We start from the raw sequence: 18,903 nt of genomic DNA, 5'->3' as shown, positions 1-18,903 counted from the left end.
ATCAGCAACTTGGATAACATTAACGAGAACGTGAACGCGTCGAAGAGCCGTATTAAAGATACAGACTTCGCGAAAGAAACGACTCAAATGACCAAGTCACAAATTCTATCGCAAGCGTCAAGCTCAATCCTTGCGCAAGCGAAACAAGCGCCTAACTCAGCGCTAAGCCTACTAGGTTAATAAACCTAATCGACGTGATACAAAAGCCAGGCTAACCCCTGGCTTTTTGCTTATTCAAATCACGCATTAGGTACACCGTACAGGACGGGAACAAGGAGTTCGTATCGATTAGATGGTCTCTTTAAATACCAATGTCACTGCGATGATGACGCAGCGACACCTCGGTCACGCAGCTGAGCAAAACATAGAATCGCAGCGCAATCTCACTTCGGGGTATCGGATTAACTCCGCCAGTGATGACGCTGCTGGTCTACAGATCTCCAATACTCTTAATGTTCAAACAAGAGGGCTTGATGTCGCCTTGAGAAATGCGCACGACGCATATTCGGTGGCACAAACCGCAGAAGGCGCTTTGCATGAGAGTAGCGATATATTGCAACGCTTACGCTCTCTAGGGCTACAAGCAGCAAATGGCAGTAATGTTTCAAGTGACCGGCAAAGTATTCAGTACGAGGTTGTAGTGCTGCAAGATGAGCTAGATCGTGTCGCGATCACGACGACATTTGCAGATAAAAACCTATTTGATGGATCTTACGGTTCACAAAGCTTCCATATTGGCGCGAATGCCAACTCAATCTCTTTGACGCTACGAAACATGCGTAGCCATATTCCAGAGATGGGAGGGCAGCATTATGTTGGTGATGCGGTCGATAAAGGTTGGCGAGTCACTAAAGATAATCAAACCTTCAAACTTGAATATCAAAACAGCAAAGGGCAATCTCAAACTGAATCTATTAGGCTCAAACTAGGAGACCGCATCGAGCAAGTTGCCACTTACATCAATGCGCAGCAATCGATAGTGAGTGCCTCAGTAACGGAAAACAATGAGCTGCAATTTTTTGCCTCAACGCTAAATGCGCCAGAGGGTGTGGAACTAAAGGGCAGTTTAGCGGATGAGCTTGATGTTACTGCTGGTGGGTTAGTCACCATGGACGATATCGATATGTCGACTGCTGGTGGTGCACAGCTTTCTATTGGAGTGATTGATGCCGCGATTAAGTACGTTGACTCACATCGAAGTGAAATAGGCGGCTTCCAAAACCGAATTAGTGGCACCATGGATAACCTTAACACGGTGAACCGAAGTGTGACCGCATCAAAAGGGCGGATACGAGATACGGATTTTGCGCGAGAATCGACGGAGATGGTGCGTTCGCAAGTGCTGCAAGATGCGACTACCGCATTGTTAGCCCAAGCGAAGCAGAGACCGAGCTCGGCACTTGGCTTACTTAGTTGAATAGGTTGCAGCGATGAACATCGCTCAAGAACAAAAGTTTCAGGTAATAAAAAACGCTGCCATTGGCAGCGTTTTTTTCGTGTTCGGCTAAGTAAAAATTACTTAGTTACACGTAGAACTGGAGTTTCACCAACAGTTACAGAACCAGAAAGCTTGTTCAGCTCTTTGATTTCGTCCATGTTAGAGATAACAACTGGAGTTAGCGTTGATTTCGCTTTCTCTTCTAGAAGAGCTAGATCGAATTCAATTACAGTGTCGCCAGCTTTAACAGTTTGACCTTCTTCTGCGATACGCTTGAAGCCTTCGCCTTTCAGTTCAACAGTGTCGATACCGAAGTGAACGAATAGCTCAACACCGTCGTCAGACTCGATAGAGAACGCGTGGTTCGTTTCGAAGATCTTACCGATAGTACCGTTTACAGGAGCTACCATTTTGTTACCAGCAGGTTTGATAGCAATACCATCACCAACGATTTTCTCAGCGAAAACAACATCTGGCACATCTTCGATGTTCACGATCTCACCAGATAGTGGTGCGATGATTTCGATTGCACCTGCGTCAGCGCTGTCGTCAGATACTAGCTTCTTAAGTTTGTCAAACAGACCCATTGTGTCATGCTCCTAACGTTTTATTTAATTCTGTCGAATTATAGTATACCAATCTTTCGAGATAGACGACTTTTTTTGAGCGCCTATCTCATTGGAATTAGTTGATTATTGAGTTTTCTCTGCAATGAACTTTTCTACAACTGCTTCGATTTCTGCTGCTGTTGGTAGAGAAAGTGCTTCTTCAGCCATTGCTTTCACTTCTGCGAAGTTAGAGTTACGGATAACTTTCTTCACTTTAGGGATAGAGATGCCGCTCATAGAGAATTCGTCCAGACCCATACCTAGAAGTAGAAGTGTTGCACGCTCATCACCAGCTAGCTCACCACACATACCAGTCCACTTACCTTCAGCGTGAGAAGCGTCGATAACTTGCTTGATCACAGTAAGTACAGCTGGTGATAGTGGGTTGTATAGGTGAGAAATCATCTCGTTACCACGGTCAACCGCTAGTGTGTACTGAGTTAGGTCGTTTGTACCGATAGAGAAGAAAGCAACTTCCTTCGCTAGGTGGTGCGCGATAGCTGCTGCAGCTGGAGTCTCAACCATTACACCGATTTCGATGTTTTCGTCGAATGCATGACCTTCAGCGCGTAGTTCTGCTTTGTACTCTTCGATTGCTTGCTTAAGCTCACGGATTTCTTCAACAGAGATGATCATTGGGAACATGATACGTAGTTTACCGTGTGCAGATGCACGTAGGATACCACGTAGCTGGTCACGTAGGATTTCACGACGATCCAAGCTGATACGTACCGCACGCCAGCCTAGGAAAGGGTTCATCTCTTTTGGAAGATCCATGTAAGGAAGATCTTTGTCGCCGCCGATATCCATAGTACGGATGATCACAGCTTCGCCGTTCATTGCTTCAGCAACTTCTTTGTAAGCTTGGTATTGCTCTTCTTCAGTTGGAAGCGCATCACGGTCCATGAATAGGAATTCAGTACGGTACAGACCAACACCTTCACCACCGTTACGGATGATACCGTCACAGTCTTTAACAGTACCGATGTTACCGCAAACTTCTACGCGGTGACCGTCAGTTGTTTCTGCGTGTAGGTCTTTTAGCTTAGCTAGCTCTTCTTTTTCAGCAAGGAATGCAGCTTTAACTGCTTTTGCTTCTTCTAGTTCAGCGTCAGATGGGTTGATAACGATCTTGTTGTTCATCGCATCAAGAATCAGCATGTCGCCGTTCTTAACTTGCTTAGTGATGTCGTTAGTACCAACGATAGCTGGAAGCTCAAGAGAGCGAGCCATGATTGAAGTGTGAGAAGTACGACCACCGATGTCACAAGCGAAACCAAGAACGTAGTCTAGGTTAATTTGCGCTGTTTCAGATGGTGTTAGGTCGTAAGCTACTAAGATAACTTCTTGATCGATATCGCTTAGAGAAACGATGTTGATACCTAGTGCGTTCTTAACAAAACGAGAACCGATATCACGGATGTCAGTTGCACGTTCTTTCAGGTATTCGTCATCTAGAGACTCAAGAGCACATGCTTGCTCTTCGATCACTGAGTGAATCGCGTGATCAGCAGTCATCTTGTCGTTTTTGATAAGTGCTAGGATTTCCTCTTCTAGCTCTTCGTCTTCAAGAAGCATGATGTGACCTTCAAAGATCGCTTCTTTTTCTTCGCCAAAAGTTTCAAGCGCTTTTTGCTTGATAGTTTCTAGCTGAGCTGCAGATTTGTTACGAGCGTCAAAGAAACGTGCAACTTCTGCTTCTACTTGATCATCAGAAATAGTGTTTGTGTTTAGGACAATTTCATCTTCTTGAAGTAGTAGTGCTTTACCGATTGCAATACCAGGAGATGCTAGGATGCCTGAAATCATAGCCTTACCTTAAGTTGGTCAACTTTATAAAACGGGAGAATAATGGGTGCGCTAACGAATAGTATTAGCTTAGTTTTGAGCCTATTTCCAACGAAGCCATTTTGCTTTCACAAAATGGCTTCTGAAATAGGAGACCGAATTAGTGTAGTTGGTCCATTAGAGCAACTAGGTGGTCAACTGCTTGCTGAGCTTGTGGGCCTTCAGCAGAGATAGTTACTAGAGTACCTTTTACTAGGCCTAGTGTTTGCAGCTTGAATAGGCTCTTAGCGCTAGCGCTTTTACCGTTAGAAGTCACAGTGATGTCCGCGTCGAATGCTTTAGCTTCTTTAACGAACTGTGCAGCTGGACGAGTGTGAAGACCGTTTTCTGCTGTGATTTCTACTTGCTTCTCGTACATGTGATATACCCCAATAAATGTATTTTTTTGTTAGTTTATGACTAAGTTTTAGCTTAACTGCTTTACACCTTGTGCGCTAGCACGGGAGAGTTCAAAGCGTGTCAGAACTGATACTAGTCAAAAGTTTGGTCATTACGCAACTGTTTGCGTGCGTAATCACACTGAAACCTTTTTGGTTTTGATTCTTTATTTTGAACCTAAAAATAAAACACCCTGATATTACCAAAGGTGGGGCAGGGATCAACAAAAAAGCCCCTGAACGGGGCTTTTTTAAACGAAAAATTGATTTGACCACATATTACTGTTGGTTCTCTTTCTCGGTAAAGATACCAGCAAATAGTGCTGTACTTAGGTAACGTTCACCAGAGCTTGGTAGAACGGTTACGATAGTTTTTCCTGCAAATTCAGGTAGTTCTGCAAGACGGTTTGCTGCAACAACGGCGGCGCCCGAAGAGATACCTGCTAGGATGCCTTCCTCTTCCATTAGGCGACGAGCCATCTCGATCGCTTCTTCAGAAGTGACTTGCTCAACGCGGTCAAGAAGTTCCAAATCTAGGTTGCCAGGGATGAAACCTGCGCCAATACCTTGGATTTTGTGTGGTGCTGGCTGGATTTCTTCACCCGCTAGCGCTTGTGCAATCACTGGTGATTCAGCTGGCTCTACTGCCACAGAAGTGATGGCTTTGCCTTTTTCGCCTTTGATGTAACGGCTTGTACCTGTGATCGTACCGCCCGTACCGACACCCGCTACGAATACATCGATTTCGCCGTCAGTTGCGTCCCAAATTTCTGGACCAGTCGTCTTTTCGTGAATCTCTGGGTTAGCAGGGTTGTTGAACTGTTGTAGAAGAAGGTATTTGTCTGGGTTGCTTGCAACGATTTCTTCTGCTTTCGCGATCGCGCCTTTCATGCCTTTTGCTGCTTCTGTTAGTTCTAGGTTTGCACCTAGTGCTTTAAGAAGTTTGCGACGTTCAAGACTCATAGACTCAGGCATAGTCAGTGTTAGCTTGTAACCGCGAGCTGCTGCTACGAATGCAAGCGCAACACCTGTGTTACCACTTGTTGGTTCAACTAGCTCAACGCTTGGCTTAAGCGTTCCCGCTTTTTCTGCTTCCCAAATCATGTTCGCGCCGATACGACATTTAACACTGAAGCTTGGGTTACGCGCTTCGATTTTCGCTAGAACTTTACCGTTGCTCACTTTATTTAGGCGAACGAGTGGCGTGTTACCAATGGTAAGAGAGTTGTCTTCGTAGATCTTGCTCATAGTGATGTTCCTTCATTACACGTTTTGTGAATATGGTTAGAAGAATATGCGGTATAAAAAAAAGGGAAAAGGATTAAAAAGTTATATCTTATGAGGTTGGTCGAGAAATGAGCAAAATAAAAGGGAAGGCTGATTCTGCCTTCCCTGAATAGGTTTAAAAGTGGGCTACTGTTGATGTTTAAATTCTGTCACCCACATGGCCGTCGCGCCACATACTGCAACTGGCATCACAATGAGATTAAGAATGGGAATGGTTGTAAAGACAGAAACCAGCACACCGAAGCCGTATGCTTTACCTTGCTTTTGTTTCAATTTGTAACGCATGTCATTGAAAGGTACTTTATGGTTATCAAATGGATAATCACAGTACTGAATTGCCAACATCCATGCAGTGAAGATGAACCACAAGAAAGGCCCAACGGTTTGGCCTAATGCTGGGATGAGTAGCAGCAAAAATAAACCTATCGCTTTTGGTAACACATATAGCAGCTTGCGCCATTCTCGGGCCATGACTCGAGGCACATCTTTAATCAAAGCTGCAAAGCCATCGTCATTGACTTTTTGTCCAGTGAGGGACTCTTCGACCTTTTCTGCCAACAAACCATTAAATGGCGCGGCGATGAAGTTAGCCAATGTGCTAAAGAAGTAAGAGAAGGTGGCAAGAATGGTCAACACCAAAATTGGCCACAAGATATAGGTGAGCCATGAGAGGAACTCAGGCAATTTGCCAATCCAACTCTCGATCCAAACATCGAGATGAGAGAATAAATAGAAGATAGCACCACCAACAAGCAAGATGTTGGCAAGCAGTGGCAAGACGACAAAGCGACGTATCTCTGGAGAAAGTGCTATTTGAATTCCATATAGGAAGTAACCGAATCCGGTTCTAGGCTGATTATTCGACTTCATATCCATTTTGCTTCGTGTAAGTGAAAACTCATTGTACCTGTGGATGCTTTTCTTTCAATGCCCTAACAATTTAGGTCTTGTAAAGTGGAATCGTGGCAAGAATCACAACAAAAAGCGGAACTTCTTGCATTAAGTTGTTCTAAACCTACATATAGTTTTGGTAAAGTAAAAGCATCATTCGGATTTATTGCACTTGGGTTGCTGCTCAAGGATGTGCGAGTAGTAAGAACAAGTAGATTGAGAGTAAATAATGCAGGAATTGCGATTCGTACTCATTGTTGTTGGCGCATTAGCCATCGCCGCGCTGCTGTTTCATGGTTTGTGGACAAGCAAAAAAGAAGGCAAAGCAAAATTTGGTAACAAGCCACTTGGCAAGTTGGACGTTGACCAAGAGGATAAAGACACTCCTGAACAAGAGCGCGATTTTGCTCCTGCTCCAGAAGACGATTTTGAAATCATTCGTAAAGATCGCAAAGAGCCAGATTTTGGGATGGAAAACTCATTCGATAACAAATTCTCGTCTGATCCTCTGATCGATGATGTCCTTGAGGCAAAAGAAGACAAAGAGCAGAGAGAAGAGCAAGAGATTCCAGCGTTTGTTGCGACGAAGACGGATGACGAGCAAGTCGAGCCTGTACTACAAGAACCTGTGAAGGCTTTTGCCGAAAAAGAAGAAGTTGCAGAAGTTGTTGAAGAAACTCTCCAACCAGTGTTTGAAGCTCCTTTAGCAGCGCAAGCGCCAGAAGTGGAAGTTGCGCCAGTGATCGTTGAGCCGGTTGTCGAAGAACCGAAGCCTGAACCAGAAATGCAAGTGATTGTATTGAACGTCCACTGCGCTGGTGATGAGCCTTTTGTGGGCACTCAATTATTCGACAGCATGCAACAAAATGGCCTCATTTATGGCGAGATGAACATTTTCCATCGTCATGTAGATTTATCTGGTAACGGCAAAGTGCTATTCAGCGTAGCCAATATGATGCAACCAGGTACGCTAGAGCATGGCGATCCAGCAGAATTTAGCACCAAAGGTATTTCGTTCTTCATGACGCTACCTTGCTACGGTGAAGCAGACCAAAACTTCAACCTAATGCTGCGCATTGCGCAACAAATCGCTGACGATATGGGCGGTAACGTTCTGGATGATCAACGAAACTTGATGACACCAGATCGATTAGCATCATATCGACGTCAAATAGTTGAGTTTAATGCTGCTAACGCATAACCTTAACACCAAATAATGAAAGGGCTCCGTTAGGAGCCTTTTTTCTTAGATTCCCAACCTCATTGATGAATATACACGGGGCTTTAATATGTCTGAATCAGTACTTCAGCGACTAGAAGAACTAAAAGAGTCGCTGCATTACCACGCTGTTCGTTACTACGTGGAAGATAACCCAGAGATTCCAGATGCAGAATACGACCGTATGATGCGTGAATTATTGGATATTGAAGCCGAACACCCAGAACTGGTCACTGTTGATTCTCCAAGCCAACGTGTTGGTGGTCAGCCATTGTCTGAATTCAGCCAAGTTACTCACGAAGTGCCAATGTTGTCATTAGATAACGCTTTTGATGATGCAGAGCTAGATGGCTTTCATAAACGTGCTCAAGACCGTGTCGTTGGCCATACCATTAAACAATACTGTTGCGAGCCTAAGCTTGATGGCTTGGCTGTGAGCTTACTGTATGAAAATGGTGTATTGGTGCAAGCTGCGACTCGTGGTGATGGTACGACGGGTGAAAACATCACTGAGAACGTACGCACCATCAGTGCCATTCCATTAAAGTTACAAGGTAAAGACTGGCCGACGCGTCTAGAAGTACGCGGTGAAGTATTCATGCCAAAAGCCGGTTTTGACAAACTTAACGAGAACGCACGAAAAAAAGGCGAGAAAGTTTTTGTTAACCCACGCAATGCGGCAGCAGGTAGCCTACGTCAATTAGATTCTCGTATCACGGCTTCACGTCCTCTAAGCTTTTATGCATACAGTGTTGGCGTTGTGGAGGGGGCAACTCTTGCTAACAGTCACTACGAACGATTCTTACAAATCAAATCGTGGGGCTTGCCAATGTGTCCAGAAACCAAGCGAGTCGATAGCTTGGAAGAGGTTAAAGCGTACTACCAAGATATTCTTACTCGTCGTGAAGCTTTGGCTTACGAAATTGACGGTGTCGTTATCAAAGTGGACGACATTGCGATTCAAGAGCGCTTGGGGTTTGTTGCTCGTGCTCCTCGTTGGGCGATTGCCTACAAATTCCCTGCTCAGGAAGAAATCACCACACTGAACGAAGTTGAGTTCCAAGTTGGTCGTACTGGCGCGATTACTCCAGTAGCCAAGCTTGAACCAGTATTTGTTGGTGGTGTAACGGTCTCTAACGCGACGCTTCATAACGCAGACGAGATTGAGCGTTTGCAAGTGATGGTCGGTGACCAAGTTGTTATTCGTCGTGCTGGTGACGTGATTCCACAAGTGGTGTCTGTTATCAAAGAGCGTCGTCCAGAAACTGCGCGCGAGATCGTTTTCCCGAATGCTTGTCCGGTATGTGGCTCTCACGTTGAGCGCATCGAAGGGGAGGCGGTAACACGTTGTACTGGTGGTTTAGTTTGTCAGGCTCAACGTAAAGAAGCGCTGAAGCATTTCGTGTCTCGTAAGGCTCTTGATGTTGATGGCTTAGGCGATAAGGTGATTGAGCAGTTGGTGGATCGCGAAATGGTGGAAACCCCAGCTGATTTATTCAAGCTTTCTGCGGGTGTCTTAACAGTACTAGAGCGAATGGGACCTAAATCGGCAACTAACGTAGTCAATGCGCTTGAAAAATCAAAACTCACAACGTTGCCACGCTTTTTGTACTCGCTGGGTATTCGTGAAGTAGGGGAGGCGACAGCGGCCAACCTAGCACAATACTTCAAAAACCTAGATGCAATTCAGCAAGCAACAGAAGAGCAATTGATTGAAGTTCAGGACATTGGTGTGATCGTAGCAAAACACATTACGACGTTCTTTGGTGAAGAGAAAAACCAAGCCGTTGTTCAAGACTTGCTAGCACAAGGCATCAATTGGCCAGAGATTGCAGCACCACAAGAAGGTGTTGAATTACCATTGGAAGGCAAGACGGTCGTATTAACTGGTACGCTTTCTCAACTCGGTCGCTCAGAAGCGAAAGAAGCATTACAGAATCTAGGCGCGAAAGTAACGGGTAGTGTATCGAAGAAAACAGACATTCTGTTTGCTGGTGAGAATGCTGGTTCTAAGCTTGCAAAAGCACAAGAGCTAGGTATTGAGATTCAAACTGAACAAGACTTGCTCAACTTAATGAAATAACACTTATCAAAAAAGCTAAAAAATAACTAAAAGCCCTAAATGCCAGTCGTTTAGGGCTTTTTCTTTGCAATTAAAAAGTCACTTAATAGCCATCCAATGCACCTTTTACTGATTTCAGTGATCAGGATCTCTCCTTCAGTTATTCATCTCTCATAGCAAAAAAGTCTGCGATCGACTTCAAATTGAGCGTTGTTGAATCTATTTAAGTTATTGAATAATAAGAATTTGGTGTTTGGTTGTGTCTTTGGTGTTAAAAATAAGATCTGGATCAACAACTTATATGGAACTTTGGCGTTGGTCATATTTTTTTAGAAAAAAAATAAGTTCCATTTGGATGTTTTTAGATGCGAAGTTAGTCTTAATAGCGTGGATACACGGTGTGTATGCAGGAACTAAAAATAACTAAATTAGAGATGATTTAGGTTTATTCAGGAATTTACTTCTCCCCTTCGGCGGCCAACTTAAGGTGAGATAGAAAAATACAGCTATACCCATTTTTAGGAGTTTTTTTCCATGGACAAATTTTTCAAGGTATCTGCTATTACAGCAGCAATGATGGGTGCACTTGCAAGTGCTCCTGCGATGGCGGCAACTGACTCTGCTGCTGGTGACCAATATGTAGACGCTCTTTCTGAGTTTCTTGATGGTGCAACACTATCTTTGGTAGCAGTGACAGACACGCGTTACCGTTCTCATAAGTATGGCGTAGATGCTGAGCACAAAGAGAACCTAAACTACACAGATTACAACGTTGCTCTAAACTTTTCTTCTGGTTACCACAATGATTCAGTAGGTATCGACCTTGGTGGTTACTTCAGTGGTTCAATGTACAACAACGGTGCTTGTTCAGAGATTTCAATGTGTGACGGTTGGGGCCAGGATGAGTCTCAAAACGGCGCGCTTAAAATCACTAAAGCTGCAGTTAAATTTAAAGGCGGCGAAAGCTTCCGTGGTGACTTTGGTCTAACTCAAATGGGTGTTGGTACGATTGGTAACGTATGGTCTTTCGTTCCAGGTACTTACAAAGGCGGTAAAGCATTCGTTGATGTTGGTGGCTTCACTCTAGGTTACGGTGCGTCAACTGGCCACACTGCTCCTTGGTGGATGACATCTAAGCAAGATCCAAATGTTAAAAAGTCAAACGACAGTACTTTTGATTTTCTACAATCTATCGGTTTGACGGGTAAAGTAGGTGGTGTTGGTCTTAACTTAGGTGTTGGTCATGCAAACCTAGCTAAAATGGATGAGTCAAACACATCATACAAAGCTCAGTTTGATTTCAATGTTGGCGATGCAGCACTAGCTTACGACCTTTACGCAGTTAACTCTGATGTAGACTACGATGGTTTGGGTGCTCACCACGGTCTGTCTTTGACAATGCCTGTTGGCACTATGAACTGGATGTCTCAAGTTCGCTACACTCACACTGAGAACAGTGCAGAGTTCACTCCACGTACAGTTCGTGGCTACGGTACAAACAACGGTACTTGGAGCCAGTGGTGGGATGCACTATCTGACTGGAACCAAGATACTCAAATCGCATGGTACAACCGTCTAAGCACTGACTTCGGTGGTGGCTGGTTCGGCTACGTTGGTCTAGGTCTATCAACTATTTCTGAAGACAAAGTTGGTTTCGATTCAGAATACGCAGTTAACGGTACAGTAGGCTACACGCTTCCAGCAGGTGCAATGAAAGGCACAACAATGCGTTTCCACTCTACTTACCTAACTCGTGACATGAACAACAACGAGGACTACGAGCGTTTGGACTTCCGTTTCCAAGTTATCGTACCGCACAACTTCTTCTAAGACACAGTCTTGTTGAAAGTAAAATGGCCTCATATAGAGGCCATTTTTTATTACATTTCTTTCCCTTCTAACAACTTACAATATTCTACCGGCATAGAAACAATATCGCCGTTTTTAATCATGCATTGTACTTCTGGGCCTAAAGTTCTTCCTTGGTTACCATTTGCACCACTGTAAGCGTGAGCAGAGTTAAATGACAAGGCAGCAATTGATATCGCGATTGATAATATATATCTCATAACAAAATTCCTATAAATATTGTCCGTTTCTAAATGAGCTATCTTAATCATTCGAAACTACGTAACTAATTACTAAATTTAAAACGTGCTTAATGACTGCTCATTATTTTATGACTCTCATTTCTAAGCCAATATTTGATTTAAAGCTGTTGATTAATAGAAAAATTTAACGACAAATCTCTGACAACTAAATGCCGTTATCAGTATTTAGTCTTACCATTTTGATGTTGGCATAAGACTATTGGCATGTAATCGCTAGTCCCATCTGGCAGGTAGCATTGCACGTTAGGTCCTGTCGCGCTGTTGCCGTTAGAGCCTGTGTAGGCAAACACACTCGATGAGAACAAGACGACAGCGAATAACATCATTGTCTTTTTCATAGTACTTCCTCTTACTTACCTTAAAAAATATAAGCACCTAATTGACATGCTTATGCGTTAAGTATGTATAGAGACCTAGAAAGATCAAAATTAAATTCAACAGTGTTTTATTTTTTAAAATAAATTTAGATTTAGAAAAAGGAGTTATATTTTTCTATGTGTCTGAATTGTTAGATTTTAATAAATGAAGATTGGATGAAAAAGAGAGGATATTGATAATATTTCTGTTACTTAATTTTTATGGATAATTTAAATAACTCAATGAAATAAAAGAGGTAGTTAGAATAAATATGAAATAGGATGCTTTGCACCCTATTATTTTGACACAAATCAGCGAGAAATCGGCTTAATCTTGAGAATGATGCCCTCTACAGCCACAATCTCGACCCGAGTTCCTGCCGGTAAGTCGTGCTCTGATTCGGCAGACCAAGTCGTATCGGCAACTCTTAAGCGGTTCATGCCGACAGTGAAGTCTTCTTCCAAAGTGACAATATTGCCGATCAATTGTTTATGCTTTTGATTGAGGTCGCGCGCTTTGTCGCTTTTGCGATCCTTCGACCATTGTTTTCGCCACCAAAGCCAAGTTGTCACTAGGCTGAAAGCAGCAAATGCTAACCATTGCATTTGCCAACTAATCGGCAAGAAAGACAAGATGGCACCCACAATTAGTGCAGAGAGGCCGAGCCATAAAAAGTAGCCAGCTGTCCCGAGCAATTCAACGGCGAGTAACGCGAGACCAAACGCAATCCAGTGCCAAAAGGTGACACCTTCTAATAGGCTAAATAAATCCATAAGCAGACCTTAGTCTTTACTTTGTTTGAACATTTCAGCGATACCCGCGACAGAGCCCATTAGCCCAGTGGCTTCGATTGGCAGCATGATGATCTTACCGTTTTCAGCTTGGCCAATACTCTTCAATGCTTCGGTGTAACCTTGGGCTATAAAGTAGTTCACGGCTTTTACGTCACCTTTAGCGATTGCCTCAGATACCATGTAAGTCGCCTTTGCTTCTGCTTGTGCGGCGCGCTCACGAGCCTCCGCGTGTAAGATAGCCGATTGCTTTTCACCTTCCGCTTTTAAAATCTCTGACTGTTTTTGGCCTTCGGCACGTAAGATCTCAGCTTGGCGAACCCCTTCAGCTTCGAGAATTTCCGCACGTTTGTTACGCTCTGCTTTCATCTGAGCATTCATTGCTGCTGTTAGGTCCGCTGGTGGTTGAACATCTTTGATTTCAATACGAGTGACTTTTACGCCCCAAGGGTTGGTTGCTTGGTCGACAATAGAGAGCAGTTTGGTATTGATCATGTCACGTTGGCTAAGCATCTCGTCCAATTCCATTGAGCCAAGTACGGTACGAATGTTAGTGAGGGTTAGGTTACGAATCGCATGTTCTAGGTCGTTAACCTCATAAGCGGCTTTCGCGGCATCGATGACTTGAACAAAACCTACCGCGTCAATGACTACATTGGCGTTATCTTTCGAAATTACTTCTTGTGCTGGAATGTCGAGTACACGCTCCATCATGTTGACCTTTTGTCCGACACGGTCAACAAAAGGAATGATGAGGTTGAGGCCTGGCTTGAGGGTATGGGTGTAACGACCAAAGCGTTCGACCGTCCAGTTGTTGCCTTGTGGAACGGTTTTTACTGCAGAAGCGAGGAGGATAACGGCTAGAGCAACGAAAATACCGATGGTGATCAATGAGTCAATTGGCATGTACTATTCCCTTAAGTGCATAATGTTGATTCATTTTTACTCATTTAGGCTGATGAAACAATCGTAGAAATGAGAGGCTCGATAAATTCCAGACAAAATAAAGGCCGGTTTTTCCCGGCCTTTCGCTATTTAATCTCACCCATCACTTAAGGCAGATTGTTTATTACGTTGACTATTTACTTCGGATATTCAATCCAACTTGAGCCGTCCAGCGAGACGTAGTACTTACCATTGACTTCGATAACGGTTGAACCTGAGTTCTGCGCAACCACTTGAGTTTCAGGTAAGTTCTCGGCTAGGTCGCTCGGATTAAAGGACTTTTTCTCGTAAATGTTTTGCTCGAGAATATTTGACACCAGTTGTGATAGCGCTAAATAACTTGAAGGTGCTTTCACGTGTTCAGTTTCCCCTTGACGCTGAATCCCTTCGCCAAAAACTTTAATACCTACTGGTGTATGTACAATGGTCGGAGCCGGGATCTCTCGCATGCCAGATATTTGCATTCTATCGCCTCGCATACCCGCACCATGTTCTGGCACTAATGCGACCACGATGTTGCGTTTAGAGGCTTCTAGCTCTTTAAAGAAGGCGTAAAGATCATCAAGTAGATTCTTAAGTCGTTTCTTATAACTCACCATTGAGGTTGTTGAGTTGGCATTGATGATTCGGTTTCCGTCATGCAATGAAATAGAGTTGTATAAGGCAACCACTTTTTCATCATCGCTTTTTATCCTTTGTTGCCACCAGTTATCAAGCACTTGCTTATCACGGAAGATAGAGGAACCATCAAATGATTTTTGGTAAGGCGTGAATCCTGCTTGTGACATGAGGTCGGTTTTTAGATCGCCATCTTTCTTAATTAACTCCAAGAAACTATCGAATACGCCGTTGTGGTTCATCAGTAAGTTTTCTTGAAAGCCAAGGGCCTTTAAGTCGTCGAATAGATAACATTGCTTGGGCGCGGGCTCAAATAGCTGGCTGTGTTCCTGCTGGCCACAGCTTGCTCTTAATAGTCGAATAACAGCAGGGCCACTGTAGGAGGTTGCGGCACTGAAGTTGTCGAACATGATGTCGAATTCTTTGAACAGCGGATGATCGGCCAAGCCAGCAATTTCAATATCATCCCAAGCGACGGAACAGATACTCAAGAACAGTAAGTCAAATGGCGCGTCTTGAGCGTTATCTGGGTTAAATGACACGCGTCGCGACGCTTCTTTAGCAAAGAAATCTGCTTTCATGCTGTTGAGCGTGTCGTCGTTGATTTCTGTCATTTGCGGTTTTGTTGTTTCTGCTACGTCAGTCGTGGTTGGTGGTGCAGGTTGGGGTGCTTCAGCCGTTACAGGACTCTCGGCATCTTTGGGAACGCTGACGTAAAGCATCGCGATAACAACAAACACCGAAATGCGCAAAAACTTACTCAGGATGTAATAAGCAGCACACAACGCAAACAGCCCTAGCAGCGCTTGAGCAGAGATGAAGCGGCCCAGGAGTTCAACAAGATAGCTAAACTCAAATTGCATTAGTTGGCCAGCTTGTGCCCAAAGTCGATCGAGTGGTGGAAGAAAGGAATCGTAATGAAGCAACCATGCTGCGATAACAACCGCAACCACATGACGGAGGGTATTTAACGCTTTTACTGGCATTGGGAGCAAAATGAACAGCAGTAGTGCGAAGTTTTCTAGCGGGTGGAAGTCTATGACCCCTTGTAGATAAAGGGCAACCTTGGCAATAAAATAAATGTTCCACCATCCCAATCCAATCGTGAACTGGGCAGTTTGTTTAGGATGTGAAGTCATCACTTAAGCTTCTTATTTTTGTTGATGGACAGATCTTGTTCAAAATAGCGCGAGCGTTTTAGGTTCCGCTGGTAGAAGTCATACACCACACCGACAATATCCCGTAAGAAGTAGCCCAGAATCAGGCCTACACTAAGGCTAATGCCAACAGTGAGAAAAAAATCGTTTATGTTCATGCTTGCCCTTTCAGGTTGATGGGTTTCCTCACAGCAAATAAAGTGGGTACGTTATTTAAAGATTGTTTTGATGCTGAAAAAATCTGCTTCTCTGTGGTTAGGTTAGAGACCTCCTCAGAGATAACGACCTCATCTTCCATGATGTATTTTAGTTCACTTTCAATGTCATACTGGGTTTCAAAACTACGAGTTGAGTGAAACAAGTCTCGAGTTGGGAACTCAAATATATTGTTGAGCGCAACTTCAATATCGTTGTGACGGATGGCACTAAATAAAACGTAAAGCGCTTTATTGCAGGCTGTCACTACGTCACCATCTCTGCGGATATGACACAATCTGAGGCACTCTTCAGCGCTCATGCCTGGTAATAAGTTGAGTTTGATGAGGGCGAAGTTCACATTAGATCGAGTAGAGCTAGCGATAACGTCTGTACAATATTGAACAAAGTCTCGGTTATTTAGGTAGCCTTTACTGCCAAACTTAACGTCGTATTTTAGTAAGGCGTCCAAATTTTGTGGCAGTGAGCGCGTTAGCATCTGGCCCTGTATGGCTTCCACTTGAGTCATAAAACGCATTTGTGGGACTTGAACAGGTGAGATTAAATTCACCCCAGCACGGAGAAGGAACTTCTCGTCGGCGTACCTCAGACATTGCTGTGTTTCACGGATGATGATTTTTAATTGACGACCCGCCTTCATTCTCAGACGGTAACAATCCAATGCCAACTGTTGTACTTCGTCTTGGCTCGCGCAGCTAAATATGAGCGTTGATGCCCTAGGACTGTCTAGCATGCTTATCAGGCTCTGATTGTCTTCTGCAATGTGCATTTCTTTTGGCACGTTAGTGCTCTCGCCAATAGCCTCTCTGGAAATATAAATCCGTTCACTGTCTGCTTTGTCTTCGGTGACTTCCGATGCTTGTACTTTTTCATACGGTGTCGCTATTAACTTATCGGCTTTATCATGAGTGAGGATGTACTCTTCTTCTGATTTCACGCCATGCTTATTTGACCAAAAATCAACGAGGTAACCGTAACGAGAGTCATCTAAAGCCGTCATGGTGGCTAAACCGGAGATAAAGTGATTATTGGTCAATAACTTTGGTTTTAGTATTGAGGTCGCAAGGTGCCCATAAATATATACATTGACCACAGACTCTTTCTTATAAGATAAAGCGCTTAGTTGCTGTAGGAATAATCTCACATCACTGTCTTCGCATTGAACTAAAATTGAGTCCGGAATAATTAAATTAAAATGTGAGTTTTTGGCTATATTTATTCTGTGAATGTCTTTGGCTAGAAATACCGGATTTGGCTTCTTTGTTGAGGCCTTATTACTGATAAAGAACATCTTATCCAAATGTTCGGCAGATAAGTTATTGAATTTAAGTAATGTGCTGTCATTTAGACCGGAAAGAAAAGAAGCTTTATCAGAGAAGGATGTAAGTGAACTGTTGCCAGTATTGCATGTTGTATTTATTAGGTAATCGATTGCCATACGCTTGTGGGAAAATAAATTGACGTAGACAGACTTAATCTCACGCTCACTTGTAATCGCGGATAAACCGTGTATTGATGACATTAACTTTACCTTATATATCAGTTGTTTAATATCATTTGCTTTAATGGCTAACAATCCGCTGTATGCCAATCCTTACAAAAAATGCATTCTTAGTGACAAGAAAATGACGCTGAGATATTAAACGAAATTGATCAAAAATAAAAATAGATATAGCATTATCTGCCTTGATGTTTATAAACCTAAAAGTTCTGCATTCTGAAATCTATATGTTCTAAGTATGCCTATAGCTATGGTTTATATATCGTAAATGGATAATTACAACATATCTTCATAACTTCGGTTTCTGAAGCCAAACATCACTTAGGAATTTAATAATCATGTGCTCAATGACTTAGGTTGTTCACATTTTTTATTATTCTGTAAATATGTGATGCACGGATAAGTGCGTCAAATTTTCATCAGTATGGCTTAATCAGAGTTTAAGTGTAGGACAGGAATCCCGCCATTTTCTGAGTAAGTGTGCGAGAAATATGGAAATATGTTGTGACAGAACCAGCAAAAGATATTAATTCGATCTACTCTTCATATAACTTAGCTCAGCACCAGTATGTTGAAACAACAGAAAATGAGTCATACCACAAGGTGAAAAGTAAGTGGTTAATCTTTCAATCACAGTGTACTGGCGAGACCAAAATGGGCAGTAGAAAGAATCAAGCAGGTCTTAAAACGGAAGCGATATGAAGCGCCTTCTTCTTGTGAGCCTAAGAGGCGGTTGTGGCTCGACAACACTGACCGCAAACTTAGCTCAAGCTTTAGTCAAAATTAACAAGCAGGTTCTCGCGATAGATGCGTTACCTGAAAACTTGTTGCGTCTTCACCTTGGCCTTCCCTCTGAAGAGCAAGATGGTTGGGCTAAGCGAGTACTCAATGGCGGGCCGTGGATGGAGGCTGGCTATCAAAGTCCTCAAGGCGTGACTTTCCTTCCGTTTGGCCAAATATATGATGAGCAGCATTCTCAGTTTTCTCACGCTCATCACCATCCCCTCCAACAGCTTGCTGAGGCCACTCTCGAAATTGATGAGAGCGAGCAATGGCAGTTATTTCATGGTGATTTGTCTTATCTAAGTGCGCCAAATCTAGCAGGCTTTATGGCTTCTATGGATATGGTTTTGGTTGTACTTAATGCAGATGCCATCAATTACTCTGTATTGAAAACCCAATTTCAACATCAGCATGGTATTCAAGCGTTGATTGAACAGGGCAAACTCAAATTTGTCCTCAATAAGTATCAACCGGAAACAGAAATTGGACGTGACTTCATGCTGGTTTTGAAAAAAGAGTTAGGGGATGCTTTAGTGCCTGTGATGATGCACAGAGACACGGCACTGCCGGAGTGCGTTGCAAACTTGACCACGGTGCAGCATTACTCTCCAATTAGCCAAGCAGCGAAAGATTACCAGTCCTTGGCGTTTTGGTGTGTGTCTACACTCTCGGCAACCAGTGCCTAGGGTGGTGT

Annotated in this window: 18 protein-coding genes; 6 read left to right on the top strand and 12 right to left on the bottom strand. The window is 43.4% G+C overall.

All coding sequences use genetic code 11. The annotated features are described in order from the left end of the window. Nucleotides 1-180 (top strand): flagellin (locus KIO97_RS13325; protein ID WP_016786563.1); only part of this gene is annotated, 180 nt, incomplete at its 5' end. A gap of 112 nt (nt 181-292) precedes the next feature. Continuing rightward, a complete protein-coding gene (locus KIO97_RS13320) occupies nt 293-1,417 on the top strand; it encodes a flagellin (protein ID WP_285382902.1) in 1,125 nt (374 codons plus the stop codon). Between the two features lie 98 nt (nt 1,418-1,515). Here KIO97_RS13320 and crr read toward each other — a convergent pair whose 3' ends face one another. The 5 genes from crr to cysZ form a co-directional block, all read right to left on the bottom strand. Continuing rightward, nucleotides 1,516-2,025 (bottom strand): PTS glucose transporter subunit IIA, encoded by a 510-nt coding sequence (gene crr / locus KIO97_RS13315; RefSeq protein ID WP_005425608.1) that lies wholly within the window; start codon nt 2,023-2,025, stop codon nt 1,516-1,518. A gap of 105 nt (nt 2,026-2,130) precedes the next feature. Next, a complete protein-coding gene (ptsI, locus tag KIO97_RS13310) occupies nt 2,131-3,855 on the bottom strand; it encodes a phosphoenolpyruvate-protein phosphotransferase PtsI (RefSeq protein WP_010643347.1) in 1,725 nt (574 codons plus the stop codon). A gap of 139 nt (nt 3,856-3,994) precedes the next feature. Next, nucleotides 3,995-4,252: an HPr family phosphocarrier protein gene (locus KIO97_RS13305; protein WP_005436894.1), complete on the bottom strand. Its 258-nt coding sequence runs from the start codon at nt 4,250-4,252 to the stop codon at nt 3,995-3,997. Between the two features lie 298 nt (nt 4,253-4,550). Next, nucleotides 4,551-5,519 carry a cysteine synthase A gene (gene cysK, locus KIO97_RS13300; RefSeq protein ID WP_285382901.1) on the bottom strand — a complete coding sequence of 323 codons (969 nt, stop codon included), beginning with the start codon at nt 5,517-5,519 and terminating at the stop codon, nt 4,551-4,553. A gap of 165 nt (nt 5,520-5,684) precedes the next feature. After that, on the bottom strand, nt 5,685-6,428 hold the full coding sequence (cysZ, locus tag KIO97_RS13295) for a sulfate transporter CysZ (RefSeq protein WP_038892169.1): 744 nt from the start codon (nt 6,426-6,428) through the stop codon (nt 5,685-5,687). A 250-nt stretch (nt 6,429-6,678) separates the two neighbouring features. Between cysZ and zipA the strand changes: the two genes are divergently transcribed. The 3 genes from zipA (at nt 6,679) to KIO97_RS13280 (ending at nt 11,560) form a co-directional block, all read left to right on the top strand. Further along, nucleotides 6,679-7,650, top strand: coding sequence for a cell division protein ZipA (gene zipA, locus KIO97_RS13290; protein WP_285382898.1), 972 nt, complete (start codon nt 6,679-6,681; stop codon nt 7,648-7,650). Between the two features lie 88 nt (nt 7,651-7,738). Continuing rightward, nucleotides 7,739-9,751 carry an NAD-dependent DNA ligase LigA gene (gene ligA / locus KIO97_RS13285; protein WP_038892158.1) on the top strand — a complete coding sequence of 671 codons (2,013 nt, stop codon included), beginning with the start codon at nt 7,739-7,741 and terminating at the stop codon, nt 9,749-9,751. A 513-nt stretch (nt 9,752-10,264) separates the two neighbouring features. Then, complete coding sequence (locus KIO97_RS13280) at nt 10,265-11,560, top strand: porin (RefSeq protein ID WP_285382896.1); 1,296 nt, start codon at nt 10,265-10,267, stop codon at nt 11,558-11,560. Nucleotides 11,561-11,610: 50 nt separating this feature from the next. On the opposite strand, the gene KIO97_RS13275 is transcribed toward KIO97_RS13280, so the two are convergent. The 7 genes from KIO97_RS13275 to bcsE all read right to left on the bottom strand — a co-directional run bounded on the left by KIO97_RS13275 (nt 11,611) and on the right by bcsE (nt 17,447). Continuing rightward, nucleotides 11,611-11,799, bottom strand: a complete 189-nt coding sequence (locus KIO97_RS13275) for a hypothetical protein (protein ID WP_045455217.1) — start codon at nt 11,797-11,799, stop codon at nt 11,611-11,613. A gap of 200 nt (nt 11,800-11,999) precedes the next feature. After that, nucleotides 12,000-12,179, bottom strand: a complete 180-nt coding sequence (locus KIO97_RS13270) for a hypothetical protein (RefSeq protein ID WP_077201026.1) — start codon at nt 12,177-12,179, stop codon at nt 12,000-12,002. Between the two features lie 330 nt (nt 12,180-12,509). Beyond that, complete coding sequence (locus KIO97_RS13265) at nt 12,510-12,971, bottom strand: NfeD family protein (protein WP_077261810.1); 462 nt, start codon at nt 12,969-12,971, stop codon at nt 12,510-12,512. Nucleotides 12,972-12,980: 9 nt separating this feature from the next. Then, nucleotides 12,981-13,895 carry an SPFH domain-containing protein gene (locus KIO97_RS13260; RefSeq protein WP_005425470.1) on the bottom strand — a complete coding sequence of 305 codons (915 nt, stop codon included), beginning with the start codon at nt 13,893-13,895 and terminating at the stop codon, nt 12,981-12,983. 176 nt (nt 13,896-14,071) lie between these two features. Next, on the bottom strand, nt 14,072-15,691 hold the full coding sequence (gene bcsG, locus KIO97_RS13255; protein WP_285382890.1) for a cellulose biosynthesis protein BcsG: 1,620 nt from the start codon (nt 15,689-15,691) through the stop codon (nt 14,072-14,074). Further along, a complete protein-coding gene (locus tag KIO97_RS13250) occupies nt 15,691-15,867 on the bottom strand; it encodes a hypothetical protein (protein ID WP_005425439.1) in 177 nt (58 codons plus the stop codon). Before KIO97_RS13250 ends, bcsG begins: the two co-directional genes overlap by 1 nt. Further along, the gene (gene bcsE / locus KIO97_RS13245) at nt 15,864-17,447 is read right to left on the bottom strand and encodes a cellulose biosynthesis protein BcsE (RefSeq protein ID WP_285382906.1); all 1,584 of its coding nucleotides are present in this window, start codon (nt 17,445-17,447) and stop codon (nt 15,864-15,866) included. The genes KIO97_RS13250 and bcsE overlap by 4 nt, the downstream gene beginning before the upstream one ends. Nucleotides 17,448-18,124: 677 nt before the next feature. Between bcsE and bcsQ the strand changes: the two genes are divergently transcribed. After that, nucleotides 18,125-18,895, top strand: coding sequence for a cellulose biosynthesis protein BcsQ (bcsQ, locus tag KIO97_RS13240; RefSeq protein ID WP_285382887.1), 771 nt, complete (start codon nt 18,125-18,127; stop codon nt 18,893-18,895). Nucleotides 18,896-18,903: the final 8 nt, after the last annotated feature.

Source organism: Vibrio sp. B181a (genome assembly GCF_030248375.1).
Lineage (GTDB): Bacteria > Pseudomonadota > Gammaproteobacteria > Enterobacterales > Vibrionaceae > Vibrio > Vibrio campbellii.
This window is presented reverse-complemented; position numbering and strand designations above follow the sequence as displayed.

Bases quoted from the DNA above. Each gene is read 5' to 3' on its own strand.
- KIO97_RS13320 (WP_285382902.1), top strand. From the start codon at position 293: ATGGTCTCTTTAAATACCAATGTCACTGCGATGATGACGCAGCGACAC.
- crr (WP_005425608.1), bottom strand. From the start codon at position 2,025: ATGGGTCTGTTTGACAAACTTAAGAAGCTAGTATCTGACGACAGCGCT.
- ptsI (WP_010643347.1), bottom strand. From the start codon at position 3,855: ATGATTTCAGGCATCCTAGCATCTCCTGGTATTGCAATCGGTAAAGCA.
- KIO97_RS13305 (WP_005436894.1), bottom strand. From the start codon at position 4,252: ATGTACGAGAAGCAAGTAGAAATCACAGCAGAAAACGGTCTTCACACT.
- cysK (WP_285382901.1), bottom strand. From the start codon at position 5,519: ATGAGCAAGATCTACGAAGACAACTCTCTTACCATTGGTAACACGCCA.
- cysZ (WP_038892169.1), bottom strand. From the start codon at position 6,428: ATGAAGTCGAATAATCAGCCTAGAACCGGATTCGGTTACTTCCTATAT.
- zipA (WP_285382898.1), top strand. From the start codon at position 6,679: ATGCAGGAATTGCGATTCGTACTCATTGTTGTTGGCGCATTAGCCATC.
- ligA (WP_038892158.1), top strand. From the start codon at position 7,739: ATGTCTGAATCAGTACTTCAGCGACTAGAAGAACTAAAAGAGTCGCTG.
- KIO97_RS13280 (WP_285382896.1), top strand. From the start codon at position 10,265: ATGGACAAATTTTTCAAGGTATCTGCTATTACAGCAGCAATGATGGGT.
- KIO97_RS13275 (WP_045455217.1), bottom strand. From the start codon at position 11,799: ATGAGATATATATTATCAATCGCGATATCAATTGCTGCCTTGTCATTT.
- KIO97_RS13270 (WP_077201026.1), bottom strand. From the start codon at position 12,179: ATGAAAAAGACAATGATGTTATTCGCTGTCGTCTTGTTCTCATCGAGT.
- KIO97_RS13265 (WP_077261810.1), bottom strand. From the start codon at position 12,971: ATGGATTTATTTAGCCTATTAGAAGGTGTCACCTTTTGGCACTGGATT.
- KIO97_RS13260 (WP_005425470.1), bottom strand. From the start codon at position 13,895: ATGCCAATTGACTCATTGATCACCATCGGTATTTTCGTTGCTCTAGCC.
- bcsG (WP_285382890.1), bottom strand. From the start codon at position 15,691: ATGACTTCACATCCTAAACAAACTGCCCAGTTCACGATTGGATTGGGA.
- KIO97_RS13250 (WP_005425439.1), bottom strand. From the start codon at position 15,867: ATGAACATAAACGATTTTTTTCTCACTGTTGGCATTAGCCTTAGTGTA.
- bcsE (WP_285382906.1), bottom strand. From the start codon at position 17,447: ATGTCATCAATACACGGTTTATCCGCGATTACAAGTGAGCGTGAGATT.
- bcsQ (WP_285382887.1), top strand. From the start codon at position 18,125: ATGAAGCGCCTTCTTCTTGTGAGCCTAAGAGGCGGTTGTGGCTCGACA.